General features: G+C 68.4%; 19 protein-coding genes. 12 read left to right on the top strand and 7 right to left on the bottom strand.

Going from position 1 to position 24853, the window contains the following annotated elements:
- Positions 1 to 436 precede the first annotated feature (436 nt).
- Positions 437 to 1774 (top strand): MATE family efflux transporter, encoded by a 1338-nt coding sequence (locus AB5L52_RS22320; RefSeq protein WP_369365783.1) that lies wholly within the window; start codon positions 437 to 439, stop codon positions 1772 to 1774.
- Between the two features lie 139 nt (positions 1775 to 1913).
- Here AB5L52_RS22320 and rplI read toward each other — a convergent pair whose 3' ends face one another.
- From rplI to rpsF, 4 genes are all read right to left on the bottom strand, one after another.
- On the bottom strand, positions 1914 to 2360 hold the full coding sequence (rplI, locus tag AB5L52_RS22315; protein ID WP_208899907.1) for a 50S ribosomal protein L9: 447 nt from the start codon (positions 2358 to 2360) through the stop codon (positions 1914 to 1916).
- 18 nt (positions 2361 to 2378) lie between these two features.
- A complete protein-coding gene (gene rpsR, locus AB5L52_RS22310; RefSeq protein WP_003949403.1) occupies positions 2379 to 2615 on the bottom strand; it encodes a 30S ribosomal protein S18 in 237 nt (78 codons plus the stop codon).
- Positions 2616 to 2656: 41 nt separating this feature from the next.
- Positions 2657 to 3247 (bottom strand): single-stranded DNA-binding protein, encoded by a 591-nt coding sequence (locus AB5L52_RS22305; RefSeq protein ID WP_351601012.1) that lies wholly within the window; start codon positions 3245 to 3247, stop codon positions 2657 to 2659.
- A 77-nt stretch (positions 3248 to 3324) separates the two neighbouring features.
- Positions 3325 to 3615: a 30S ribosomal protein S6 gene (gene rpsF / locus AB5L52_RS22300; RefSeq protein ID WP_003956532.1), complete on the bottom strand. Its 291-nt coding sequence runs from the start codon at positions 3613 to 3615 to the stop codon at positions 3325 to 3327.
- Positions 3616 to 3887: 272 nt separating this feature from the next.
- On the opposite strand from rpsF, the gene AB5L52_RS22295 reads away from it, so the two are divergent.
- The 3 genes from AB5L52_RS22295 to AB5L52_RS22285 all read left to right on the top strand — a co-directional run bounded on the left by AB5L52_RS22295 (position 3888) and on the right by AB5L52_RS22285 (position 6623).
- Positions 3888 to 4205 (top strand): hypothetical protein, encoded by a 318-nt coding sequence (locus AB5L52_RS22295; RefSeq protein ID WP_351016883.1) that lies wholly within the window; start codon positions 3888 to 3890, stop codon positions 4203 to 4205.
- A 182-nt stretch (positions 4206 to 4387) separates the two neighbouring features.
- Positions 4388 to 5509, top strand: a complete 1122-nt coding sequence (gene femX / locus AB5L52_RS22290) for a peptidoglycan bridge formation glycyltransferase FemX (protein ID WP_351016886.1) — start codon at positions 4388 to 4390, stop codon at positions 5507 to 5509.
- Between the two features lie 82 nt (positions 5510 to 5591).
- Positions 5592 to 6623, top strand: coding sequence for an alanine racemase (locus tag AB5L52_RS22285; protein ID WP_351016889.1), 1032 nt, complete (start codon positions 5592 to 5594; stop codon positions 6621 to 6623).
- A 104-nt stretch (positions 6624 to 6727) separates the two neighbouring features.
- Here AB5L52_RS22285 and AB5L52_RS22280 read toward each other — a convergent pair whose 3' ends face one another.
- Positions 6728 to 8272 (bottom strand): glycosyltransferase family 87 protein, encoded by a 1545-nt coding sequence (locus AB5L52_RS22280; protein ID WP_369365778.1) that lies wholly within the window; start codon positions 8270 to 8272, stop codon positions 6728 to 6730.
- A gap of 130 nt (positions 8273 to 8402) precedes the next feature.
- Entirely contained in the window at positions 8403 to 10670 is a 2268-nt protein-coding gene (locus tag AB5L52_RS22275; protein ID WP_369365776.1) for a transglycosylase domain-containing protein, read from the bottom strand.
- A 789-nt stretch (positions 10671 to 11459) separates the two neighbouring features.
- Here AB5L52_RS22275 and AB5L52_RS22270 point away from each other — a divergent pair.
- From AB5L52_RS22270 to AB5L52_RS22260, 3 genes are all read left to right on the top strand, one after another.
- Positions 11460 to 12134: a helix-turn-helix transcriptional regulator gene (locus AB5L52_RS22270; RefSeq protein WP_369365773.1), complete on the top strand. Its 675-nt coding sequence runs from the start codon at positions 11460 to 11462 to the stop codon at positions 12132 to 12134.
- 44 nt (positions 12135 to 12178) lie between these two features.
- Positions 12179 to 13261 (top strand): inositol-3-phosphate synthase, encoded by a 1083-nt coding sequence (locus AB5L52_RS22265; protein WP_351016899.1) that lies wholly within the window; start codon positions 12179 to 12181, stop codon positions 13259 to 13261.
- 134 nt (positions 13262 to 13395) lie between these two features.
- On the top strand, positions 13396 to 14706 hold the full coding sequence (locus AB5L52_RS22260) for an MFS transporter (protein ID WP_369365770.1): 1311 nt from the start codon (positions 13396 to 13398) through the stop codon (positions 14704 to 14706).
- A 45-nt stretch (positions 14707 to 14751) separates the two neighbouring features.
- On the opposite strand, the gene AB5L52_RS22255 is transcribed toward AB5L52_RS22260, so the two are convergent.
- Positions 14752 to 16194, bottom strand: coding sequence for a CCA tRNA nucleotidyltransferase (locus AB5L52_RS22255; RefSeq protein ID WP_369365769.1), 1443 nt, complete (start codon positions 16192 to 16194; stop codon positions 14752 to 14754).
- Positions 16195 to 16457: 263 nt separating this feature from the next.
- Here AB5L52_RS22255 and AB5L52_RS22250 point away from each other — a divergent pair, with 263 nt between their 5' ends.
- The 5 genes from AB5L52_RS22250 (at position 16458) to AB5L52_RS22230 (ending at position 24798) form a co-directional block, all read left to right on the top strand.
- The gene (locus AB5L52_RS22250) at positions 16458 to 18848 is read left to right on the top strand and encodes a DUF6049 family protein (protein WP_351016906.1); all 2391 of its coding nucleotides are present in this window, start codon (positions 16458 to 16460) and stop codon (positions 18846 to 18848) included.
- 45 nt (positions 18849 to 18893) lie between these two features.
- Positions 18894 to 21257, top strand: a complete 2364-nt coding sequence (gene murJ, locus AB5L52_RS22245) for a murein biosynthesis integral membrane protein MurJ (protein WP_369365768.1) — start codon at positions 18894 to 18896, stop codon at positions 21255 to 21257.
- Between the two features lie 118 nt (positions 21258 to 21375).
- Positions 21376 to 23097, top strand: coding sequence for a protein kinase family protein (locus AB5L52_RS22240; RefSeq protein WP_351575679.1), 1722 nt, complete (start codon positions 21376 to 21378; stop codon positions 23095 to 23097).
- 25 nt (positions 23098 to 23122) lie between these two features.
- Positions 23123 to 23848 (top strand): RNA polymerase sigma factor SigM, encoded by a 726-nt coding sequence (gene sigM, locus AB5L52_RS22235; protein WP_351575682.1) that lies wholly within the window; start codon positions 23123 to 23125, stop codon positions 23846 to 23848.
- Complete coding sequence (locus AB5L52_RS22230) at positions 23845 to 24798, top strand: hypothetical protein (protein WP_351575685.1); 954 nt, start codon at positions 23845 to 23847, stop codon at positions 24796 to 24798. Before sigM ends, AB5L52_RS22230 begins: the two co-directional genes overlap by 4 nt.
- Positions 24799 to 24853 lie beyond the last annotated feature (55 nt).

Below are 24853 nucleotides of genomic sequence, written 5' to 3'. Positions count from 1 at the left end.
TTTTGTACGGCACGACACTGACAAATGAGAGGCCCAACTCCGGTTCCGGCGCGTCGGATTTATGACGGTTCCAGGGCCTGGGAAAGAACACTTCCCAGGCCGAGGGAAGGAGGGGGCGCCGGACCACGTTAGGCCCCTCGGCACCGTCAGCCAATCTGGTTATCCACAGGCCATGTGGACGACGGCCCGGATGCTGTGGAGAACTCCCCGAAACCTGTGCACGATCCGGTGGACAGCGCTGTGAACAAGCCCTCCCTCTTGTCCTGGCCGCAGCCTTGACCTGCACCTTTACCGTCCACCGGCTGTGCAGAAGAAAAACTTCCCCAGTCGGATCAAGATCGCTTCGAACGGTGCGCGAAGGGACGCGCCCCCAGAAGGGAAGTAAGGGTCATAAGTCAGTTGCGTCGCTTACCTGTGGACGATTAGATTAGCGCCCATGCCCCAGGCTCCCGCGATACCCCAGGCCACCCGTCGGCGGCACGACAGAGAGATCGTCGCGCTGGCCGTCCCGGCCTTCGGCGCCCTCGTCGCCGAGCCTCTCTTCGTCATGGCCGACAGCGCCATCATCGGCCACCTCGGGACCGCTGAGCTCGCCGGCCTCGGTGTGGCTTCCGCCCTCCTCGCCACCGCGGTGAGCGTCTTCGTCTTCCTCGCCTACGCCACCACCGCCGCCGTGGCCCGTCGCGTCGGCGCCGGCCATCTGCAGGCGGCCATTCGGCAGGGAATGGACGGTATCTGGCTGGCACTGACGCTCGGTATCGGCGTGATCGCCGTGATCCTGCCCCTGGCGCCCCGCATCGTCGACCTCTTCGGAGCCTCCACGACCGCGGCCCCCTACGCCACGACGTATCTGCGCATCTCCACCCTGGGCATCCCGGCCATGCTCATCGTCCTCGCCGCCACGGGAGTGCTCCGCGGACTGCAGGACACCAGGACCCCGCTCTACGTCGCCGTCGCAGGTTTTGTCGCCAACGGCGCACTCAACGCGGCACTCGTCTATGGTGCCGGGCTCGGCATCGCCGGTTCGGCCTGGGGCACGGTCATCGCCCAGTTCGGCATGGCGGCCGTCTATCTGACCGTGGTCGTACGCGGCGCCCGTCGGCACGGCGCTTCCCTCCGCCCGGACGCCGCCGGTATCCGGGCTTCGGCTCAGGCGGGCGTTCCACTGCTGGTCCGTGCGCTGTCACTGCGGGCGATCCTGATGATCGCCACGGCGGTCGCGGCTCATCTGGGCGACGCCGATATCGCCGCTCACCAGATCATCCTGTCCCTGTGGAGCCTGCTTGCCTTCGCGCTCGACGCGATAGCGATCGCGGGACAGGCCATCATCGGCCGCTATCTCGGCGCGAACGACCCCCATGGAGCGCGCGAGGCCTGCCGCCGCATGGTCCAGTGGGGCATCGCGACCGGTGTGGTCCTCGGTCTGCTCGTGGTGGCCGCCCGGCCGCTCTTCCTGCCGCTGTTCACCAGTGACTCCGTGGTCAAGGACGCGGCATTGCCCGCACTGCTGATGGTGGCGCTCTCGCAACCCGTCTGCGGGATCGTCTTCGTGCTGGACGGAGTCCTGATGGGCGCCGGCGACGGGCCGTATCTGGCCGGGTCGATGGTCGTGACCCTGGCGGTGTTCGCTCCCGCCGCCCTGCTGGTCCCCACGCTCGGCGGCGGTCTCACCGCGCTGTGGGCGGCCATGACGCTGATGATGACCATCCGCATACTGACGCTGTGGCTGCGCACCCGGTCGGGCAGATGGATCGTGACGGGCGCAACCCGCTGAACCGATCGACGGGTCACACCGTCCCGGTTTCACGTGAAACATGCCGCGCCTGCGGTCACCGAACCCCGACCCCGGACGCGAAGAGGGGCCGCCCCACACGGGGCGGCCCCTCTCTCAGCTGCTCAAGCCGAGCGCAGCGTTACGCCGCGACAACCTCGATGTTGACCTTGGCGGCAACCTCGGGGTGCAGACGCACGGACGTCTCGTGGGCGCCCAGGGTCTTGATCGGGGCGGACAGCTCGATGCGACGCTTGTCGACCTCGGGGCCACCGGAAGCCTTGATCGCGGACGCGATGTCGGCCGGGGTGACGGAACCGAAGAGACGGCCGGAGTCGCCGGAGCGGACAGCCAGGCGGACCTTCACGCCCTCGAGCTGGGCCTTGACCTGGTTGGCCTGCTCGATGGTCTGGATCTCGTGGATCTTGCGAGCGCGGCGGATCTGCTCGACGTCCTTCTCGCCGCCCTTGGTCCAGCGGATAGCGAACTTCCGCGGGATCAGGTAGTTGCGAGCGTAACCGTCCTTGACGTCGACGACGTCGCCCGCGGCACCGAGGCCAGTGACCTCGTGGGTGAGGATGATCTTCATGAGTCGGTCACCCTTCCCTTAGCGCGCGGTGGACGTGTAGGGCAGCAGCGCCATCTCACGGCTGTTCTTGACGGCCGTGGCGACGTCACGCTGGTGCTGCGTGCAGTTGCCGGTCACGCGGCGGGCACGGATCTTGCCGCGGTCGGAAATGAACTTCCGCAGCATGTTCGTGTCCTTGTAGTCCACGTACGTGACCTTGTCCTTGCAGAAAGCGCAGACCTTCTTCTTAGGCTTGCGCACAGGCGGCTTCGCCATGGTGTTTCTCCTGTGTGATCAAGAAGTGGGGATGCGAGCCCTTAGAAGGGGGGCTCGTCCGAGTAGCCGCCACCGCCGCCGGAGCCTCCGCCCCAGCCACCGCCAGCCTGGCCGCCGCCCTGGTTGCCACCGGCGGGAGCGCCGGTCGCCCACGGGTCGTCGGCCGGAGCGCCGCCGCCCTGCTGGCCGCCACCGGGGCCTCCGCCCCAGCCGCCGCCACCCTGGCCGCCACCGCCGCCGTAACCGCCCTGGCCACCGCGAGCGCCACCGGCGGTCTTGGTGACCTTGGCCGTGGCGTTGCGCAGGCTGGGGCCGACTTCCTCGACGTCCAGCTCGTAGACCGTGCGCTTGACGCCCTCACGGTCCTCGTAGGACCGCTGCTTCAGCCGGCCCTGCACGATGACGCGCATGCCTCGCTGGAGCGACTCGGCGACGTTCTCCGCCGCCTGACGCCAGACCGAGCAGGTCAGGAAGAGGCTCTCGCCGTCCTTCCACTCGTTCGTCTGGCGGTCGAAGGTGCGGGGAGTGGACGCGACACGGAACTTCGCGACCGCCGCACCGGACGGGGTGAAGCGCAGCTCGGGGTCGTCGACAAGATTGCCGATGACCGTGATGACGGTCTCGCCTGCCATGGGGAACCTCTCGGCGGGTTTGCTGCTCTGGCTGCTTGCTTGCTACTCGAATCCCGAGATCAGCTGAGCGGGAAGGCTCAGTGGGTCTCGGGGCGGAGGACCTTGGTCCGGAGGACCGACTCGTTCAGGTTCATCTGGCGGTCGAGCTCCTTCACGACCGCAGGCTCGGCCTGCAGGTCGATGACCGAGTAGATGCCCTCGGGCTTCTTCTTGATCTCGTACGCGAGACGACGACGGCCCCAGGTGTCGACCTTCTCCACCTTGCCGTTGCCCTCACGGACGACGGAGAGGAAGTTCTCGATCAGGGGGGCGACAGCGCGCTCCTCCAGATCGGGGTCGAGGATGACCATCACCTCGTAGTGACGCATGTGGAACCCACCTCCTTTGGACTCAGCGGCCACGGTCGTTCCGTGGCAGGAGGGTTGTGATGCGTACGCAACGGTATCGGCCGCCACTGACAATCGGGGGTCCCTGAGGGTTCCCGCAGTGTTACCTGGGCAGGCTTGAGCAGACACCGGTGCAGACGGTACAGACTACCCGCACACCCGCTTCCGGTTGAAATCCGGCTGTGAAGGCCGCCACTCTGTACACGACGGGTGTGTGCGGCGCTACGATGCGCCGCTTTCCGCAGGAGGTGCCCATGGCACAGGCATTGCATCCCAACACCGCCGGTTCCCTCTTCGCCACGGACGGCAAGCCCCATCCGCTCCAGGACAGCCTGACGGCGGCCGCGCTCGTCCTCGGCGTGCTGTCCTTCATCACGTCCTTCTTCCACAGCCTCCATCTGCTGACCTCGTGGGCAGGCCTGGTCGGACTCGGCGTCGGCGTCTACGGACAGTGGATCTCGGTGACCACGCGGCAGCGCTTCGGTCTGATCCTGGGTCTCGGCGCCGCAGGGGTCGGTTTCCTGATCGGCATGGCACACGGCGGACTGTTCGGCGGAGTCATCGGCCGCTGACCGCCGGACGGCGTACGTCCCACTTCCCTTTCCAACCTCACGAGTCACCCCTGGTCATTCCGTCCGGCCGGGGTTAAGGCCCGTACGCCCAGTCGGGGCGCTCGCACGGCGCAGTAGGCTTCGGCGCGAGAGCCGGAGCCCCTGAACCCATGGGGACACACCAGCCCGAGGAGCGCCCCGACATGAGCCTGACCCTGAGGACCATCAGCCGCGAGCATCATCTGGCCTACATCCAGAGCCTGCCGTCGGCGAGCCACATGCAGGTCCCGGCCTGGGCCGACGTGAAGGCGGAGTGGCGCTCCGAGCACCTCGGCTGGTTCGACGACCGCACCGGCGAAATGGTCGGCGCCGGCCTGGTCCTCTACCGGCAGCTGCCCAAGATCAAGCGCTATCTCGCGTATCTCCCCGAGGGCCCGGTGATCAACTGGTTCGCGCCGAATCTGGACGACTGGATCCAGCCGATGCTGGCGCACCTGAAGCAGCAGGGCGCCTTCTCCGTGAAGATGGGCCCGCCGGTGATCATCCGCCGCTGGAACGCGGAGACCATCAAGAAGGGCATCCAGGACCAGGACGTCAAGCGGCTGCGTGACATGGAGGCCGACTTCATCGAGCCGCGTGCCTTCGAGGTGGCCGACAAGCTGCGCCGTATGGGCTGGCAGCAGGGCGAGGACGGCGGCGCCGGCTTCGGCGACGTCCAGCCGCGCTATGTCTTCCAGGTGCCGCTGGCGAACCGTTCCCTGGAAGAGGTCCACAAGAACTTCAACCAGCTGTGGCGCCGCAACATCAAGAAGGCCGAGAAGGCCGGCGTCGAGGTCGTCCAGGGCGGTTACCAGGACCTGGCCGAGTGGCAGCGGCTGTACGAGATCACGGCGGTGCGCGACCACTTCCGGCCCCGCCCGCTGTCGTACTTCCAGCGCATGTGGACGGCCCTCAACACCGAGGACCCGAACCGGATGCGGCTGTACTTCGCCCGCCACAACGGCGTGAACCTGTCCGCGGCGACGATGCTGATCGTGGGCGGACACGTCTGGTACTCCTACGGAGCCTCCGACAACATCGGCCGTGAGGTCCGGCCCTCGAACGCGATGCAGTGGCGGATGCTGCGCGACGCCTACGCGCTCGGCGCCACCGTCTACGACCTGCGCGGCATCTCCGACTCACTGGACGAGACGGACCACCTCTTCGGCCTGATCCAGTTCAAGGTCGGCACCGGCGGTCAGGCCGCCGAGTACCTCGGTGAGTGGGACTTCCCGTTGAACAAGCTGCTTCACAAGGCACTCGACATCTACATGTCGCGCCGCTGAGCCACGGGCGTTTGATTCCATAGGGTTCAGCTTTCACATCTCTGAGTACACCGCAGCCACGAGAAAGGTTCCGGGTCCGGCCATGGCGCTCACGCTCTACGTCGACACCGCGCGCTGGCGGGCGCACCACAAGCACGTGCAGGAGCAGTTCCCGGGTCTCGTCCCGGTCTGCAAGGGCAACGGCTACGGCTTCGGGCACGAACGGCTGTCGGAGGAGGCCACGCGGCTCGGCGCGGACCTGCTCGCGGTCGGCACGACCTACGAAGCCGCGCGCATCAAGGACTTCTTCGGCGGTGACCTGCTGGTGCTGACGCCCTACCGGCGCGGCGAGGAACCCGTGCCGCTGCCCGACCGGGTGGTGCGCTCGGTGTCGTCGGTCGACGGCGTGTACGGCCTCGTCGGCGCACGTGTCGTCATCGAGGTGATGTCCTCGATGAAGCGCCACGGCATCAGCGAGCAGGACCTGCCCCAGCTGCACCAGGCCATAGAGAACGTCCGGCTGGAGGGCTTCGCCATCCATCTGCCGCTGGACCGCACCGACGGCTCGGACGCCGTCGAGGAGGTCATCGGCTGGATGGACCGGCTGCGCGCGGCTCGGCTGCCGCTGCACACGATGTTCGTCAGCCATCTCAAGGCCGATGAACTCGCCCGCCTGCAGCAGCAGTTCCCGCAGACCCGGTTCCGCGCCCGCATCGGCACGCGGCTGTGGCTGGGGGACCACGAGGCCACCGAGTACCGCGGTGCCGTCCTGGACGTCACGCGCGTGTCCAAGGGCGACCGGTTCGGCTACCGGCAGCAGAAGGCGGCCTCCGACGGCTTCCTGGTGGTCGCGGCGGGCGGAACGTCCCACGGGGTGGGCCTGGAGGCCCCGAAGGCCCTGCATGGCGTCATGCCGCGCGCCAAGGGCGTCGCACGGGCCGGCCTCGCCACGGTCAACCGGAACCTTTCTCCGTTCGTCTGGGGCGGCAAGCAGCGCTGGTTCGCCGAGCCCCCGCACATGCAGGTGTCGATCCTGTTCGTCCCGTCGGACGCCCCGGAGCCGAAGGTCGGCGACGAGCTGGTGGCCCATCTGCGGCACACCACCACGCAGTTCGACCGCATCGTGGACCGCTGACCGACCGGCTCAGGGACCGCTGAGCCCGGGCCGGCACAGCGAGAAGGCCGTACACGCATCACTCGTGTACGGCCTTCTTCATGGCCTTCCGGAGGTGCGTTCGCTCAGAGCGAACGCACCTCGGAGGAGGGCGGGAGCGGCCTGCCCCAGTCCACCTGAGGCACTTCGATGTGGGCGGCGTGCCGCGGCGGATGGGCTGCCGTACCGAGCACGAAGACGTCCTGCGCGCCGTCGAGCACCCCGCCCGAGGGGTCGTCGTCGCCCGACCGGCGCACCACGTCCCGCTCCGGCATGAGGATGTCCCGTACGACGACGGCGCACAGATACAGCGTGCCCGCCAGGTGCAGCACGATGGCCCAGTGATAGCCGTGAGTCGGCAGCCCCTTGTGGGCGTCTCCGCTGGTCGTGTAGGCGAGGTACATCCAGATGCCCAGGAAGTACGCGATCTCTCCCGCCTGCCAGATCAGGAAGTCCCGCCACTTGGGCCGGGCGAGGACTGCGAGCGGCACCAGCCACAGGACGTACTGCGGGGAGTAGACCTTGTTGGTGAGGATGAAGGCCGCCACCACCAGGAAGGCCAGCTGGGCGAAGCGCGGCCGACGCGGGGCGGTGAACGTCAGCGCGGCGATGCCGAGGAAGCACAGCACCACCAGCACCGTGGCGGCGGTGTTCACGAAGCCGGTGCTGGGTGGGTTGCTGGAGTTCTGCGCCCAGATCAGCCAGAACGAGCCGAAGTCGACGCCCCGTTCCTGGCTGAACGTGTAGAACTTCGACCAGCCCTGGAAAGCGAAGAGCATCACCGGTGCGTTCACCACGAACCAGGCGATCGCGGTACCGGCCACGGCCTGGGTGAGCTCCCGCCACTTGCCGGCCCGCCAGCACAGCACGAACAACGGGCCGAGCAGGAACACGGGATAGAGTTTGGCGGCCGTGGCGAGGCCCAGAAGGACGCCGAAGGCGACGGGACGGCTCCGGGACCACATCAGCATCGCGGCGGCCGTGAGCGCCACCGCCAGCAGGTCCCAGTTGATGGTCGCCGTGAGCACGAAGGCGGGCGCCAGGGCGACCAACAGACCGTCCCAGGGGCGCCGGCGGTGGGTGCGGGCGGCGCAGACGGCGATGACGGCCGCGCACACCAAGAGCATTCCGGCGTTGACGAACCAGTACCACTGCTCCTGTTGCTGGATGCCGCCGCTGTGCGGGGTCAGCCAGGAGGCCACCTCCATGAACACACCGGTCAGCACCGGATATTCGAGGTAGCCCATGCCACCCGACATGTCGTCGGGGAGCTTGTCGAAGTACGGCACGAGATGGTCGGCGAACCCACGGCCTTGGTAGAGGTGTGGAATGTCCGAATAGCAGGCGTGCGTGTACTGGCTGCTCGCGCCGAAGAACCAGGCGCTGTGATAGCAGGGGGCCTTCTGGACCAGGCCGAGGGCGAACATGCCGATGGCCACGAGCGCGACAACTCGTACGGGGGTCCACCAGGAGGTCCCGAGCAGGGCGCGCCGCCCGAGCGGACCGCCGATCAGCTCACTGCCGGCCCGGGCGATCTCGTCCTCACTGGTCGGCCGCACGGGTTCTGCCGTGGCGGGCCGCACGGGCTCGGGCTCGTGCATGCTCGCGGGCGTCATCTCTGCACTGGGCATGGGGCACATCCTGCCGTACCTGTCTGAGAGAACGCCGAGGGCCGCCACACCTCGTGGGGTGCGGCGGCCCATGTTTCACGTGAAACACCTGCGGCGGGCGAAACGGCCACCAACCGGTCAGGACCGGCGGCTAGCCATTCGGGCCTGCGAAGATGCCTCCGTTGCCATTGCCACGGGTGTTGCCGTTGCCGGTCGTATCCGTGGCGGTCGGCGTCGGAGTGGTACCTCCGTCGGTGCCTCCCGTATCCGTGCCCCCGTTGTTGTTGCCGTTGCAGGGGTTGCCCCAACTCCACTGGCAGGTGTCGCTCGCCGACGGGGACGGAGACGTGGATGACGTGCTGGGCGACGGGCTCGGCGAGTTGCTCGGCGACGGGCTCGGCGTGGCGGTCGGGGTCGGGGGCGGGGTCGGTGCACCCGCCTCGTCCTGGACCTTGCCGATCTCGGTGGCGCTCGGGAAGCCGTTGTCGTTGGCGTTCTTCAGCGCGCCCTTCATGTACTCGGTCCACACGGACGTCGGGATGTCACCACCGTGGATGGACGCGACGCCGGCCGTGCCGTTCATGGACAGCAGCTGATGGTCCTTCGGGTCCTCACGGAACATCGCCACCGAGGTGGACAGCTGCTGGGTGTAGCCGACGAACCAGGCCGACTTGTTGTTGTCGGTGGTACCGGTCTTGCCCGCCGCCGTACGGCCCAGGGCCTTGGCGTTCTGACCCGTACCGTTCTGGATCACGTTCTGCAGGACGTCAGTGACGTTGTTGGCCACGTTGTCCGGCATCGCGGTGGTGATCTTGGGCTTGCTGAAGCCCGGCAGATCTTGGCCGTCCTTCTTCACCGAGGTGACGGAGTACGGGTCCGTGTGCTGGCCGGACGCGGCGAAAGTGGAGTACGCGTCGGCCATACGGATCGCGCTCGGTGTCGAGGTGCCGATGGAGAAGGACGGGTTGAGCGTGGAGAAGCTGTCCTTCAGGATGCCGGACGCCTGGGCGACATCCCGGACATGTGTCAGCCCCACATCCATGCCGAGCTGGACGAATGGCGTGTTGATGGACTGCTCCATCGCCTTGCGCAGCGTGATGTAGCCCCACTTGTGGTCGCTCTCGTTGCGCTGGTAGAAGACCGAGTTGTCCTTGGTCAGGACCGTGGAGCCGTCCTGGTTGAGCACCTTGAGATGGTCATTGCCGTTGTACTTGCTCAGCGGCGAGAGACCCTCCGGGCTGGTCTTGTAGGTCCCGTACTGCATGGCCGCGGCGAGCACGAACGGCTTCCACGTCGAACCGACCGGGACACCGGAGGTGTCGGCGTTGTTCGTGAAGTGACCGTTCTCGTAGCCGTCACCACCGTAAAGGGCGACGATCGCGCCGTCTTTGGGCTTCACCGACGCCGCGCCGAACTGGACATTCTTGTCCAGGTCGCGCTTCTTAGGATCGATGCGTTCCTTCTCGACCTTTTTCACGGCCGCGGCCAGCTCGTTGACCTTGTCCTTCTGGAAGGTCGTCTTGATCGCGTAGCCGCCCTGGTCGAACTGTGCCTCCGTGATGTCGGAGTGGGCGAGGACGTACTTCTTCGCCGTGTCCACCAGGTAGCTGATCTGGCCGGTCATACCCCTGGTCGCCTTGCGGCCGTCGGGCACGGGGTACTTCGAGATGGCTTTCTGGTAGTCGGCGTCGCTGAGATGATGATCGTTGTGCATCTGCTGCAGGATCCACTGCGAGCGTTCCTTCGAGCGCTGCGTGTTGGCCGCCTGCGTCGCCGAAGGATCAAGATCCGCGTTGCCCGCCGGGTCGAAGTACGTGGGGCCCTTCAGTAGTGCCGCGAGAACCGCACACTCATTCGGCGAGAGGTCGACCGCGTCCTTGCCGTAGTACGTCTGCGCCGCCGCCTGGATGCCGTACGCGCCCCGGCCGAAGTACGACGTGTTCAGGTAGCCCTGCAGGATCTGCTTCTTGTCGAGCTTCGTCCCCACCTTGATGGAGATGAACATCTCCTTGAACTTACGAGTGAGGGTCTGCTGCTGGCTCAGATAGGTGTTCTTCACATACTGCTGGGTGATCGTCGAACCACCCTGGGTCTGACCGCCCCGCGCCATGTTGAGCACGGCCCGCGCGATACCCATGGGGTCGACGCCCGAGTCCTGGTAGAAGCTCTTGTTCTCGGCCGAGATCACGGCCCACTGCATGGCCTCGGGGATCTGGTCGATGCTGACGTTCTGCCGGTTGACGCCCGTGCCCGTGGCCACCATCTGCGAGCCGTCGGCCCAGTAGTAGACGTTGTTCTGAGACTTGGCCGCGTCGTTCTCGTTGGGGATCGAGACCATCGCGTAGCTGACGCCGACCAGCGCCACCAGGCTACCGACAAAGCCGATGAACAGGCCGGAGACGAGCTTCCAGGAAGGCACCCAGCGGCGCCAGCCGTACCTTCCGGATCGGGGATAGTCGATCAAACGCTTCTTGCCGGGCGCGGTGGACGCACGGCCCCTGCCGCGACCGGGACCGGTCGGGCCGCCCGGGCCACCACGCCGGCCGCCCGGGCCCGCGTTGTCGGCGCCTCGGCGGCGGCTGCCTCTCTGCGCCGCCCGGCGGGCCTCTGCCCGGCCGTTGTAGGGGCGCTCTTCACCTCCGGGACCGTTGGAGTCCGACCCATAGGAACTGGACCCATAGGAGTCGGATGGGGACCCGGTGGCGCCTCGCGGTGCCGCACGGCGACCGGAGGACGAACCGGACTGGCCGCGTCGGGCCGCGGCACGTCCGCCTCCCTGCGGCTGCGGCGGTTTGCGACGGTGCTCGCTCATCGAACGATTACTCCTCGGGCAGGCGCACCCGTGCGCGCCTGGAACGGCGGCTGATTTCCGGTCCCCCCGAAGTACGGATGTGGTCGGTTCTGCATTCACCCGTACTGCACCGGGGACGACGACGCCCCCGAGGCGTCACTTGGTTCCCGGTGGTCTGCATGCCGCACAGACTACGCACCGCCAAAACCCGCCGAGCCCTGAAGTTCACCCCAAAACAGGCAACTTGCCTCGTGCGAATCGGTGATGTGACCCCGTTCACCACCGCCCCTCTTGTCCCCTGCGGAAGGCCGTTCTATCGTCTTGATGTATCGAGTCGATACATCAGCGCGAGATAAAGATGCTGAGAGGCACTGCGAGACCCGCGGGAGCGATCAGCGGGACCGAGAGGAGGCGACGATGAGCCGGCGTTCCGGCATCCTCGAGTTCGCCGTGCTCGGCCTGCTGCGCGAGTCCCCGATGCATGGCTATGAGCTGCGCAAACGGCTCAACACGTCCCTGGGTGTGTTCCGGGCGTTCAGCTACGGGACCCTCTACCCCTGCCTCAAGACGCTGGTCGCCAACGGCTGGTTGATCGAGGAGCCGGGCAGCACTCATGAGGACGCCGTTCCCCTCGCCGGACGCCGAGCGAAGATCGTGTACCGATTGACGGCAGAAGGTAAGGAGCACTTCGAGCAGCTGCTCTCGCAGACAGGCCCCGACGCGTACGAGGACGAACATTTCGCCGCACGTTTCGCCTTCTTCGGGCAGACGTCACGCGATGTGCGCATGCGCGTACTGGAGGGCCGGCGCAGCCGCCTGGAGGAGCGCCTGGAGAAGATGCGCGCCTCACTGGCACGCACGCGGGAGCGCCTCGACGACTACACACTCGAGCTCCAGCGCCACGGGATGGAGTCCGTGGAGCGCGAAGTGCGCTGGCTGAACGAGCTCATCGAGAGCGAGCGGGCCGGACGGGACCTGAGAGGTTCCGCTTCCGGGGAGTCCGCTCAGGACACCACCACTGGATCGACGGGCGGCCTGCCCCGTACCGGAGGCGCCTCCGGTACGGATACGCCCGACGACACCGCCACGTGAGTCCCACCTCAGGGCCTCACTCGTACACACAGGGAGCAACCGGAATGGGTTCGGTGCGCGTAGCCATCGTCGGCGTGGGCAACTGCTCGGCGTCGCTGGTGCAGGGAGTCGAGTACTACAAGGACGCCGACCCGGCGTCCAAGGTCCCCGGCCTGATGCATGTGCAGTTCGGTGACTACCACGTGCGCGACATCGAGTTCGTCGCCGCGTTCGACGTCGACGCCAAGAAGGTCGGCCTCGACCTCGCGGACGCGATCGGCGCCTCCGAGAACAACACCATCAAGATCTGCGACGTGCCCAGCACCGGTGTCACCGTGCAGCGTGGCCACACCCTCGACGGCCTCGGCAAGTACTACCGCGCCACCATCGAGGAGTCCGACGCCGAGCCGGTCGACGTCGTCCAGGTTCTGAAGGACAAGCAGGTCGACGTTCTCGTCTGCTACCTGCCGGTCGGCTCCGAGGACGCGGCGAAGTTCTACGCCCAGTGCGCCATCGACGCCAAGGTCGCCTTCGTCAACGCCCTCCCGGTCTTCATCGCCGGCACGAAGGAGTGGGCGGACAAGTTCACCGAGGCCGGTGTGCCGATCGTCGGTGACGACATCAAGTCCCAGGTCGGCGCCACCATCACGCACCGTGTGATGGCGAAGCTGTTCGAGGACCGCGGTGTCGTCCTCGACCGCACGATGCAGCTGAACGTCGGCGGCAACATGGACTTCAAGAACATGCTCGAGCGCGAGCGCCTGGAGTCCAAGAAGATCTCCAAGACGCAGGCCGTCACCTCCCAGATCCCCGACCGGGACCTCGGCGAGAAGAACGTCCACATCGGCCCGTCCGACTACGTGGCTTGGCTGGACGACCGCAAGTGGGCCTACGTCCGCCTCGAGGGCCGCGCCTTCGGTGACGTCCCGCTGAACCTGGAGTACAAGCTCGAGGTCTGGGACTCCCCGAACTCCGCGGGCGTCATCATCGACGCGCTGCGCGCCGCGAAGATCGCCAAGGACCGCGGCATCGGGGGCCCGATCCTGTCGGCGTCCTCCTACTTCATGAAGTCCCCGCCGGTTCAGTACTTCGACGACGAGGCCCGCGAGAACGTCGAGAAGTTCATCCGGGGTGAGGTCGAGCGCTAGCTCGACACAGCACGGTGCGCTAGCTCGACACAGCACAGCGCGCTGAGGCGCCGAAGAAAACGCTCCTGCCAGGGCTGTGAGGGTCCCCGGGTTTCCTGACCCGGGGACCCTCGGCATATGTGAGGCTTTGCTCCATGCCCGTCGTCCGTGACCTGCGCGTCCTGCTGCGTCTGCGGGACTTCCGACGTCTGCTGTCCGTGCGCCTCCTCTCGCAGGGAGCCGACGGCGTCTATCAGGTCGCGCTCGCCGCGTACGTCGTCTTCTCCCCGGAGAAACAGACCTCGGCGGCGGCGATCGCCTCGGCGATGGCGGTCCTGCTCCTCCCCTACTCACTGGTCGGCCCGTTCGCGGGTGTCCTGCTCGACCGCTGGCGGCGCCGTCAGGTCCTCGTGTACGGCAACCTGCTGCGTGCGCTCCTCGCTGCGGCCACCGCCGTACTGATGATCAGCTCGGTGCCGGACTGGCTGTTCTACGTGTCCGCACTGTGCGTCACGGCCGTCAACCGCTTCGTCCTCGCCGGGCTGTCGGCCGCCCTGCCGCGCGTGGTCGACGCCCAGCGCCTGGTGCTCGCCAACTCCCTGTCCCCGACGGCCGGAACGCTCGCCGCGACCGCCGGCGGCGGCCTCGCCTTCCTCGTACGGCTCGTGGCGTCGGGCTCCGATGCGGCGGTGGTCCTGCTCGGCGCCTTCCTCTATCTCTGTGCCGCCCTGACCTCACTGAGCATGGGACGCAACCTGCTCGGCCCCGACCGGGCGCCGGCACAGCCCCATCTGCGGACCGCGCTCGTCGACACCGCACGCGATCTGCTCGTGGCCGTCCGGCATCTGGCCGAGCCCCGGCGCCGGGAAGCGGCCTGGGCACTGGCCTCGATGACGCTGATGCGCTTCTGCTACGGAGCGCTCCTCGTCCTGCTGCTCATGTTGTGCCGGTACACCCTCGCCACCACCCCGGACAACGGACTCCGGCTGCTCGGACTCGCGCTGGCGGTGTCCGGCGCGGGCTTCTTCGCGGCAGCGGTGGTGACTCCATGGGCGGTGGGACGACTCGGCCCCGGCCGCTGGATCGTGGTCTGCTCCGGCGCGGCCACGGTTCTGGAACCTGCGCTGGGCCTACCGTTCGCCATCGGCCCTCTGATGGTCGCGGCCTTCGTCCTGGGGCTGATCACTCAGGGAGCGAAGATCGCCACGGACACGATCGTCCAGTCCTCGGTCGAGGACGGCTTCCGGGGCCGGATCTTCTCCGTGTACGACGTCCTCTTCAACGTCGCCTTCGTCGGCGCCGCCGGAGTGGCCGCTGTGATGCTCCCGCCGGACGGCCGCTCAGCGGTGCTGGTGGTCCTCGTCGCCCTGATCTATGGCTGGGTTGCCGTGGGCATGGCCCGCTTCGAAGCGCGCCGAGGCAACAAAGGGGGCGATGTTTCACGTGAAACATCGCCCCCTCGATAGAACCCTGGTCCGTGTTTCACGTGAAACACGACTCCATCGACGGCCTCAGCTCTGCTCGGCCCACCACTCCTTGAGAGCCGTCACCGCAGCGTCGTACTCCATCGGACCGTTCTCTAGACGCAGCTCCAGCAGGTGCTTGTACGCCTTGCCGACGACAGGGCCGGGGCCGACGCCCAAGATCTCCATGATCTGGTTGCCGTCGAGGTCGGGGCGGATCGCGTCCAGCTCCTCCTTCTCCTGGAGCTGGGCGATGCGCTCCTCCAGGCCGTCGTAGGCCCGGGACAGCGCGGCCGCCTTCCGTTTGTTGCGGGTGGTGCAGTCCGAGCGGGTCAGCTTGTGCAGCCGGTCCAGCAGCGGGCCCGCGTCACGGACATAGCGGCGCACCGCCGAATCCGTCCACTCTCCGGTGCCGTAGCCGTGGAAGCGCAGGTGAAGTTCGACCAGCCGTGAGACCTCCTTCACCAGCTCGTTGGAGTACTTCAAGGCGGTCATGCGCTTCTTGGTCATCTTGGCCCCGACCACCTCGTGGTGGTGGAACGAGACCCGGCCGTCCTTCTCGAAGCGGCGCGTACGCGGCTTGCCGATGTCGTGCAGCAGCGCGGCCAGCCGGAGTGTGAGGTCCGGGCCGTCCTGCTCCAGCGCGATCGCCTGCTCCAGGACGATCAGCGTGTGTTCGTAGACGTCCTTGTGCCGGTGGTGCTCGTCGCTCTCCAGCTTCAGCGCCGGCAGCTCGGGCAGCACATGCCCGGCGAGCCCGGTGTCGACGAGCAGGGCCAGCCCCTTGCGCGGGTGTGCGGAGAGAATCAGCTTGTTCAGCTCGTCCCGGACCCGCTCGGCCGAGACGATCTCGATGCGGCCGGCCATCTCCGTCATCGCGGTGACGACCTCGGGGGCGACCTCGAAGTCCAGCTGGGCGGCGAACCGGGCGGCTCGCATCATCCGCAGCGGATCGTCCGAGAACGACTCCTCGGGCGTACCCGGCGTCCGCAGCGCCCGGGCCGCGAGGTCTTCCAGGCCCCCGTGCGGGTCGATGAACTCCTTCTCCGGCAGCGCCACGGCCATCGCGTTGACCGTGAAGTCCCGACGGACCAGATCCTCCTCGATCGAGTCGCCGTAGGACACCTCAGGCTTGCGCGAGGTCCGGTCGTAGGCCTCCGACCTGTAGGTGGTGACCTCGATCTGGTAGCCATCCTTGTGCGCGCCGACGGTGCCGAAGGCGATGCCGACCTCCCAGACGGCGTCCGCCCAGGGCCGGACGATCTTCAGTACGTCCTCGGGGCGAGCGTCGGTCGTGAAATCCAGGTCGTTGCCGAGCCGGCCGAGCAGCGCATCGCGCACCGATCCGCCGACCAGGGCGAGGGAGAACCCGGCCTCCTGGAATCGGCGGGCGAGATCATCGGCGACCGGGGCCACCCGCAGCAGCTCGGCGACCGCGCGCTGCTGCGCCTGGCTCAGGGCAGAGGGAGTGTCTTCGTTGGGGTTCGGCACAACAGAAGAGGGTACGTGCCCCGGCGACCAGGGGCGCCCTCCATTTCCTCCCGGCAGAGGCCACGGGCAGCTCCCCGCATACCCGCCGCAAGCACTGCCCTCGCGGCGTACGGAAGCTCTCCGCTCGATACTGGATATAGAGGACGGCTTGCCGGTCTTCTTCGATCTTGTGGTGGAGACCGCGGCACTTCCCCTCAGCGCGCATCGTTACCATGCGTGGACGCACATTCCGACGACCACTGACGACGAGGGACGGCGAACGCGTGGCCGAGGCGGCTGACATCCAGGGGACCAGTGCCTCACCTGCCCGCCGGTGGCTGCGACGCACCGGCGCGCTGCTCGCCAGTGCACCCCTGCTGGCCGGGCTGCTCCAGTTGCCCGCCGCGACGTCCGCCCAGGCCGCCTCCGCGGACACGGTGTCGGTCTCCCTGGACTCGCTGACCCCCAGCGCCCCCACGGACGGGGACACGCTGACCGTGTCGGGCACCGTGACCAACAACGGGAAGCAGCCCGTCACCGGCGCCCATGTGGGCCTGGAGGTCGGCCCCATGCTGAACACCCGCTCGGCGATCGACAACGTCGCCCAGCGCTCCGACGACCTGCAGTCCGGCATGGGCTCCGAGGTCGGCGGCAAGTACGTGGAGAAGTTCGCGGCACTGTCTCCGGGCGTCGCGGAGCACTTCAGCATCTCCGTCCCCGTGGACAAGCTCGACCTCGGCGACGACGGTGTCTACGAGTTCGGTGTCTCCCTCTCCGGCCAGACCGCCGCGCAGCCCTGGGACCAGGTGCTCGGCATTCAGCGGACCTTCCTGCCGTGGCAGCCGTCCCAGGCCGACACCAAGACGAAGACGACGTTCCTGTGGCCACTGATCTCCACGGTCCACATGACGGCCAAGACGGGCGCCGGTGAGCTTCAGACGCCGGTGTTCCTCAACGACAAGCTGGCCAAGGAGCTCGCCCCGGGCGGCCGACTGGCGCAGATGGTGGATCTGGGCAAGGACCTCGACGTCACCTGGGTGATCGACCCGGATCTGCTGGCCTCGGTGGACGCGATGGCGACCGGCAACTACCGGCTGCCGGGAGACGGCGACACCACGACGCCCGGCCCGAAGGACCACCAGGCGATCGCGAAGCAATGGCTGGCCAACCTGCAGAACGCGGTGACGGGCAAGGAGGTCGTCGCGCTGCCCTTCGCCGACCCGGACCTCGCGTCCCTCGCGCACAACGGCACCAGCGTCACCGGCTCGCTCAGCCACCTCAAGGACGCCACCGACGTCGCCGCCACCACCGTCAAAACCGTGCTCCACGTCACACCGAGCACCGACTTCGCCTGGCCGGTGGAAGGCGCCGTCGACCCGGCGATCATGAAGGTCGCGACCTCCGCCGGAGCCGACCGCGTGATCGCCCGCAGCGACAGCCTCCAGGAGACCGCCGGGCTGCCGTACACGCCCTCCGCCGCCCGCCCGGTCGGCGGCGGCACCACGGCGGTGGTCTCCGACGCCCGGCTGTCCACGGCCTTCGAGGGCGATCTGACGAAGGCGGGATCGGCCACACTGGCCGTGCAGCAGTTCCTGGCCCAGAGCCTTGAGGTGAACGCGCAGACGGACAAGCAGCGCAGCATCGTCGTCGCCCCGCAGCGCATGCCCGCGGCGAGCCAGGCCCAGGCGATGGCGGCGGCGCTGAAAACGCTCCAGGACGGGAACTGGTCCCAGTCCCAGGACCTCGGTGCGGCGGCCAAGGACAAGCCCGACCCGAGCGCCACCACGCACATCCCGTCGGCGTCCGCCTATCCCTCGTCGCTGCGCGCGCAGGAGCTGCCGCGGGCGGCCTTCGAGCAGATCGAGCGCACCCAGGACAAGCTCGGCAGCTTCCAGGTGATCCTCTCCGACCAGTCCCGCGTCGTCACGCCGTTCGGGCGGGCCATAAACCGTGAGATGTCCTCGTCGTGGCAGGGCAGGAGCGCCCAAGCGGGCCGCTACCGCGACGGCGTGGAGCGGTGGCTCGACAATCTGGCCGAGCAGGTCAAGCTGATCGACAAGTCGGAGACCAAGCTCTCCGGCCGCAGCGCCACCATCCCGGTGACGGTCCAGAACAACCTCGTCCAGCCCGTCGGCCATCTGGTCCTGCGCCTCACCTCGAGCATGCCGACCCGGCTGAAGATCGGCGGCAAGGCCTACTCCGAGCAGCCGGTCGAGATCTCCGGCGGACACAGCCAGTCCGTGAAGTTCACCACCTCGGCCAACGCCAACGGCCGGGTCACGGTGATCGCCCAGCTGTACACCGAGGACGGCCAGAAGTACGGCGCCCCCGTCAGCTTCGATGTGAAGGTCACCGAGATCACCCCCACGGTGATGCTGGTCATCGGCGGCGGCGTGCTGCTCCTCGTCCTCGCCGGCTTCCGGATGTACACCCAGCGCAAGCGCGCTGCGGCCCGCCAGGCGGAGGAGGACGGGACCGGCACGGCGGAGGCGGCCTCCGACGAGCCCGGGAACCCCGACGCCCCTGCTGATCGTCTCCCGGAGAAGCCGGAGGAACCGGAGGAATCCGGCCCCGCTTCCCGGGCAGAAGCCCGGGAGCACCCGAGTGACCCTGCGCCGGACACCGCACCGGAAAGCACCGACCCGTCCGGGACGGGTGAGAGAGTGGACCGTTGAGCGATGTCGTGGCCGGTGGGCCCGGGACGATGAGGTGGGGTAAGCATGAACGCGCCGTACGACGGTGATCGCGGCCAGGGCCCGGCCGGCTCGGGCTACCCCGAGACGCCGCCGGAGCCCGGTCAGGTACCGCCGCAACAACCGGCGGACATGTATCTCCAGGACGCCTACGACCACGACCCCTACCGGGCGCAGGACCTGACCGCCCAGGATCCGGTCGCCGAGGCGCTCTACGACCGTGCCGCGCACCCGCCCGCTCCGGGCACCCAGGGGCCGCAGCAGCCGCTCTACGACCCGCCTGCCCAGTCGCCGTACGCGCCCGACCCGCGGGTGTGGGCGCAGACGCCGGCGCCGGAGCCGGACGGTGCGACCCCGCACATGCCGTACGGCGACGACCCGCGTACGACCCAGTTCGTGGGCGTGGACGACCTGGTCACGCACTCGGGCGAGGAGTATCACGAGCCGGACGCCTTCGCGCATCTCTTCAAGGACCAGCAGCAGAGTGGCGGGTCCGCGCCCATGGATCCGCCGGGCTTCTCCGGGCCGGCCCCCGCTCCGGGCGCCGGGTACGGTGCCGCCGCCCCCTACCCGCCGGCGCACGGCCAGGGCCCCCAGCAGGGCGCCCCGTACCCCGGGGCTTCCTACCCGGCTGCCCCGGGGAACCCGGCGCAGCCTCCGGTACCCGCCCCGGCCGGGACCCCGGATCCCGCCGGTCAGCACCTGGACGCGGAACCGGAGGTGACCGCTCCCGCGGCTTCCGCAGCGCCCGCGAAGAAGGGCGGCAAGGCCGGCGGGCTGCTGAAGTCCAGTGCCGTGATGGCGGCGGGCACGATGGTCTCCCGCCTCACCGGTTTCATTCGCTCCGCGCTGATCGCCGCGGCGCTCGGCCTCGGCTTCCTCGCCGACTCCTTCCAGGTGGCCTACCAGCTGCCGACGATGATCTACATCCTCACCGTCGGCGGCGGTCTCAACTCCGTCTTCGTGCCGCAGCTGGTGCGGTCGATGAAGGAGGACGAGGACGGCGGCGAGGCCTTCGCGAACCGTCTGCTGACCCTGGTGATGGTGGCGCTCGCCGCGCTGACCGGTCTCGCGATGTTCGCGGCGCCACTGCTGGTACGCCTGCTGTCCAACCCGGTCGCCACCAACCCGGCGGCGAACGAGGTGGCGGTCACCTTCACCCGCTACTTCCTGCCCTCGATCTTCTTCATGGGCATCCACGTGGTGATGGGGCAGATCCTCAACGCGCGCGGCAAGTTCGGCGCGATGATGTGGACCCCGGTCCTGAACAACATCGTCATCATCGTGACGCTCAGCATGTTCATCTGGGTCTACGGCACCGCCGCCAACTCCCACATGACGGTCACGAGCATCCCGCCGGAGGGCCAGCGCCTGCTCGGCGTCGGCGTGCTGCTGGGCCTGGTCGTCCAGGCGCTGGCGATGATCCCCTACCTGCGCGAGACGGGCTTCCGGATCCGGCTGCGGTTCGACTGGCGGGGCCACGGTCTCGGCAAGGCCGCGATGCTCGCCAAGTGGACGGTCCTGTTCGTCCTCGCCAACCAGGCGGGCGCCATGGTCGTCACCCAGCTCTCCACCGCCGCCGGCGAGCACTCCGGCATCAAGGGCACCGGCTTCGCCGCCTACGCCAACGCCCAGCTGATCTGGGGCCTGCCGCAGGCCATCATCACGGTCTCCCTGATGGCCGCCCTACTGCCGCGCATCTCGCGCTCTGCCGCCGAGGGTGACGCGGGTGCCGTCCGCGACGACATCTCCCAGGGCCTGCGCACCACCGCGGTCGCCATCGTCCCGATCGCCTTCGGCTTCCTCGCCCTCGCCATTCCGATGTGCACGCTGATCTTCGGCTCCGCGGGCACCGACTCGGCCACCAACATGGGCTACATGCTGATGGCCTTCGGCCTCGGCCTGATCCCGTACTCGGTGCAGTACGTCGTCCTACGCGCCTTCTACGCGTACGAAGACACCCGCACGCCCTTCTACAACACGGTCATCGTCGCCACCGTCAACGCGGGCGCCTCGGCACTCTGCTACTTCCTGCTGCCGGCCCGCTGGGCGGTCGCGGGAATGGCGGCCGCGTACGGCCTCGCCTACGCGATCGGTGTGGGCGTCGCCTGGCGGCGGCTGCGCAAGCGGCTCGGTGGTGACCTGGACGGTGCCCGGGTGATGCGGACGTACGCGCGCCTGTGTATCGCCTCGGTGCCCGCGGCCCTGCTCAGCGGCGCGGCCTGCTACGGCATCGGGCACACCCTCGGCCAGGGCGTCGTCGGCTCCTTGGCCGCGCTGGTCGCCGGCAGTGCCGTCCTGCTCGGCATCTTCTTCGTGGCCGCCCGGCGGATGCGCATCGAGGAACTCAACTCGCTCGTAGGCATGGTCCGCGGGCGTCTGGGCCGCTGAAGCGGGGGTAAGCGCACAACCATCGTCCGCCGTCGTGTGTCGTGCATAGCGGCGGACTGTGGGCACAATTGATTTCGGCGTCGGACAGCGTGCAACGGATGGGGAGGCAGGGACGACGGTGGCGGAACGGAGCACGGCTGCCGTCGACGTGGCAGACAACAGCGGTGAGCAGCCGCTGACCGCCAAGGCGGACCAGTCCACGGCCGACGGGGTGGCCATGAACCCGGAGCGGGACACGGACAGCGACGAGGTACAGGGGAGCGGCGGGACCGAGGGTCCCGGGAAGAAGACCTTGCCTCCCGAACTACACAGCGGTCACAAGCTCGCCAGACGCTACCGGCTGGAGGAGTGCGTCACCCGTCTGGACGGATTCAGCAGTTGGCGTGCGGTCGACGAGAAGCTCCGTCGAGCCGTCGGCGTCCACATCCTGCCCGCGGACCACACACGGGCCCGTTCCGTCCTGGCTGCCGCCCGTTCCTCCGCGCTGCTCGGTGATCCCCGTTTCGTCCAGGTCCTCGACGCCGTCGAGGAGAACGACCTCGTCTATGTCGTACACGAGTGGCTGCCCGACGCCACCGAGCTGACCACGCTCCTCGCGCCCGGTCCGCTGGAGCCGCACGACGCCTACCAGATGGTCAGCCAGGTCGCCTCGGCGATGGCCGCCGCGCACCGCGAGGGCCTCGCCCATCTGCGGCTGAGCCCGAACGCCGTGCTGCGCACCTCGACCGGCCAGTGGCGCATCCGGGGCCTGGCCGTGAACGCCGCGCTGCGCGGCATCAGCTCCGACACCCCGCAGCGCACGGACACCGAGGCGATCGGCGCCCTGCTGTACGCGGCGCTGACCGAGCGCTGGCCGTACCCGAGCGACGCGTACGGCCTGTCCGGCCTGCCCAAGGGTGTCGGCCTCATCGCACCGGACCAGGTGCGGGCCGGTGTGCACCGGGGCCTGTCCGAACTGGCGATGCGCGCACTCGCCAACGACGGCGCCACCGCCTCCCGGCACGAGGCCGCGTGCACCACGCCGGAGGAGCTGGTGAAGGCGATCGGCGAGATGCCGCGCATCCGCCCGCCGGAGCCGGCGTTCACGGCCCCGCCGGAGTACCAGCGCACGACCTACCAGCAGGGCACGTACGGCCGCCAGGCGCCGCGCCCCGGCGTCGCCCAGCCGATCGCGCCCCCGCCGCCCCCGCTGCAGAGCCGTACCGGCAAGGCCCTGAAGTGGGCGGTGTCCGCCCTTCTCATCGCCGCCCTCGGCCTGGGCAGCTGGCAGCTGGCGGACGCGCTCATGGACCAGGGCGGCAAGAACGACGACACCAACAAGAGCCAGCAGAACGGCGACGGCGACAAGGGCGACACGAAGCCCAAGTCGACGCCGATAAGCATCAAGGGCAGCCAGGAGTTCGTCGCCAAGGGAGACCCCCAGCACCCTGGCGACGTCCAGAAGACCTACGACGGCAACGCGACCACCTACTGGCGGACCAAGACCTTCAACGAGGGTCCCCCGATCGCGCCCTACAAGCCCGGGGTCGGCATCGTCTACGACCTGGGCTCGGCCAAGCAGGTCGACGCTGCCACCATCGGGCTGCGCTACCCCGGCGACCACACGACGATCGAGTTGTACGCGGCCGACTCACTGTCACCTTCGTCACTCGACTCGATGGTGAAGATCGGCAAGGTCACGACCAGAGGCACCACGGCTACGGTGAAGGTCAGCAAGTCGGTGAAGACGCAGTATGTCCTCGTGTGGCTGACGGCTGTGCCGTACTCCGGTCCTGACGCGGCCGCGTACGCCGACGCCGGCTACAAGCAGGGCATCAGCGAAGTGCAGTTCACGGGCTGACGTCTCACCCGGACCGGAGGGGCAGATGGCGGAAGGCGCCGGATACGACCGGGTGAGCGACAAGGATCTGCTCGCCCGTCATGTGGAAGGCGATCCCGATGCATTCGGTGAGATCGTGCGGCGGCATCGGGATCGGCTCTGGGCGGTCGCGCTGCGGACCCTGGGGGACCGTGAGGAGGCCGCTGACGCGGTCCAGGACGCCCTGGTGTCGGCCTACCGGGCCGCCCATACCTTCCGGGGCCAGTCGGCTGTCACGACGTGGCTGCACCGGATCACGGTGAACGCCTGCCTGGACCGTGCACGCAAGGTGGCCTCGCGGAAGACCTCGCCGGTCGACGACACGGAGCGGCTGGAGCAGCTGCTGGAGCCGCACGAGTCGGCCTCGGCGCCGGCCGAGCGCAATGATGTGCAGCGCCAGCTCTTCGAAGCGCTCGGCACTCTCCCGCACGACCAGCGCGCCGCCCTGGTCCTGGTGGACATGCAGGGATATCCCGTGGCTGAGGCCGCCCGGATCCTCGATGTGCCGACGGGCACGGTGAAGAGCAGATGCGCCCGCGGCAGAGCCCGGCTACTGCCTCTCCTCACCCATCTACGGCCCGAAGGTCCCGGAAGCGGAAAAGAACCCGGCGCGGGACGGAACCGGGTGCACGGGACATCCGTCCCACCGGCAACGGGGTCTTCGAACGGAAGCCCTGAGGACACGGGACCCAGCGATTCAGCCGTAGTGAAGGGCGGAGGTGGACGAGCGTGACTTCCACGACAGACACGGCCGGGCACCCGGACGTCGAGGAGATCTCTGACCTCACCGAAGGCCTTCTTGCACCGGCCCGCAGCACGGACATACGGCGCCATCTGGAGACGTGTGAGCTGTGCGCGGACGTCCATGCCTCACTGGAGGAGATCCGGGGGCTGCTGGGATCCCTGTCGGAAGCAGAGCACATGCCGGCCGACGTGGCCCGACGTATCGACGCCGCCCTGGCTGCCGAGGCGCTGCTCAGCGCCTCCGCCCCGGAGTCGCCGAGCGGCCAGATCTCCACGGAGACGGAGCCGGGTCGTGAGGGCAGCGAGGGTCATGTTTCACGTGAAACGTCGCTCCCCCCTGAAACATCGCTCCCCTCCGACCGGCCCGCCGGGCGCCCGCAGGCTGCGACCGGTCCGGGACGCAAGGGGCGCATGCGAGGCCGACGACGCCGTGTGGTCCTCGGCGCCGTCCTCACTGCGGCCCTCCTCGGGGCCGGGTCGCTGGTGCTGCAATCGCTCGGCAATCACGGCTCCGACACCAACACCGCACATGGAAGGCCGACACCTTCCGTCGGACCGTTCTCCGGTACCAGTGTCCAGAGCCAGGTGAAGGATCTACTCGCCACCGAGAAGAAGCCCCAGCGGGGCTCCGCGAGCCAGCGGCCCCGGTCGGGCCTCGAGTCCGAGCGGAACACCCCCCAGTCGACCGAGAGCGCGAAGACCCTGATCCAGCCGGATGTCACTGTCCCCGACTGCGTCCGGGCGGCGCTCCACCGGAGCGATGACGTCCTGGGCGCCAAGACAGGAACCTACGACGGGAAGTCCGCCTATCTGGTCGTGGTGCCCGATGCCAGCGACAGCGCACAGGTCACGGCCTATATCGTCGATGCGGCCTGCATCCGGCAGCAGCCCGGCGCCGCCGGCAAGGTACTCCTGCAGCACTCCTTCCCCCGGACCTGAGTCTTCTGGACCGCTCCGTCAGCCCCCGCCCAGCGAGCGTGTGCCCTGACACACC

Source organism: Streptomyces sp. CG4 (genome assembly GCF_041080655.1).
Taxonomy (GTDB): Bacteria; Actinomycetota; Actinomycetes; order Streptomycetales; family Streptomycetaceae; genus Streptomyces.
Note: the sequence above shows the minus strand (reverse complement) of the source record. Positions and strands in the feature narration are given on the sequence as shown.

What these genes read in the sequence shown, in the direction of transcription:
- AB5L52_RS22320 (WP_369365783.1), top strand. Translation starts at nt 437, where the DNA reads ATGCCCCAGGCTCCCGCGATACCCCAGGCCACCCGTCGGCGGCACGAC.
- rplI (WP_208899907.1), bottom strand. Translation starts at nt 2,360, where the DNA reads ATGAAGATCATCCTCACCCACGAGGTCACTGGCCTCGGTGCCGCGGGC.
- rpsR (WP_003949403.1), bottom strand. Translation starts at nt 2,615, where the DNA reads ATGGCGAAGCCGCCTGTGCGCAAGCCTAAGAAGAAGGTCTGCGCTTTC.
- AB5L52_RS22305 (WP_351601012.1), bottom strand. Translation starts at nt 3,247, where the DNA reads ATGGCAGGCGAGACCGTCATCACGGTCATCGGCAATCTTGTCGACGAC.
- rpsF (WP_003956532.1), bottom strand. Translation starts at nt 3,615, where the DNA reads ATGCGTCACTACGAGGTGATGGTCATCCTCGACCCCGATCTGGAGGAG.
- AB5L52_RS22295 (WP_351016883.1), top strand. Translation starts at nt 3,888, where the DNA reads ATGGCACAGGCATTGCATCCCAACACCGCCGGTTCCCTCTTCGCCACG.
- femX (WP_351016886.1), top strand. Translation starts at nt 4,388, where the DNA reads ATGAGCCTGACCCTGAGGACCATCAGCCGCGAGCATCATCTGGCCTAC.
- AB5L52_RS22285 (WP_351016889.1), top strand. Translation starts at nt 5,592, where the DNA reads ATGGCGCTCACGCTCTACGTCGACACCGCGCGCTGGCGGGCGCACCAC.
- AB5L52_RS22280 (WP_369365778.1), bottom strand. Translation starts at nt 8,272, where the DNA reads ATGCCCAGTGCAGAGATGACGCCCGCGAGCATGCACGAGCCCGAGCCC.
- AB5L52_RS22270 (WP_369365773.1), top strand. Translation starts at nt 11,460, where the DNA reads ATGAGCCGGCGTTCCGGCATCCTCGAGTTCGCCGTGCTCGGCCTGCTG.
- AB5L52_RS22265 (WP_351016899.1), top strand. Translation starts at nt 12,179, where the DNA reads ATGGGTTCGGTGCGCGTAGCCATCGTCGGCGTGGGCAACTGCTCGGCG.
- AB5L52_RS22260 (WP_369365770.1), top strand. Translation starts at nt 13,396, where the DNA reads ATGCCCGTCGTCCGTGACCTGCGCGTCCTGCTGCGTCTGCGGGACTTC.
- murJ (WP_369365768.1), top strand. Translation starts at nt 18,894, where the DNA reads ATGAACGCGCCGTACGACGGTGATCGCGGCCAGGGCCCGGCCGGCTCG.
- sigM (WP_351575682.1), top strand. Translation starts at nt 23,123, where the DNA reads ATGGCGGAAGGCGCCGGATACGACCGGGTGAGCGACAAGGATCTGCTC.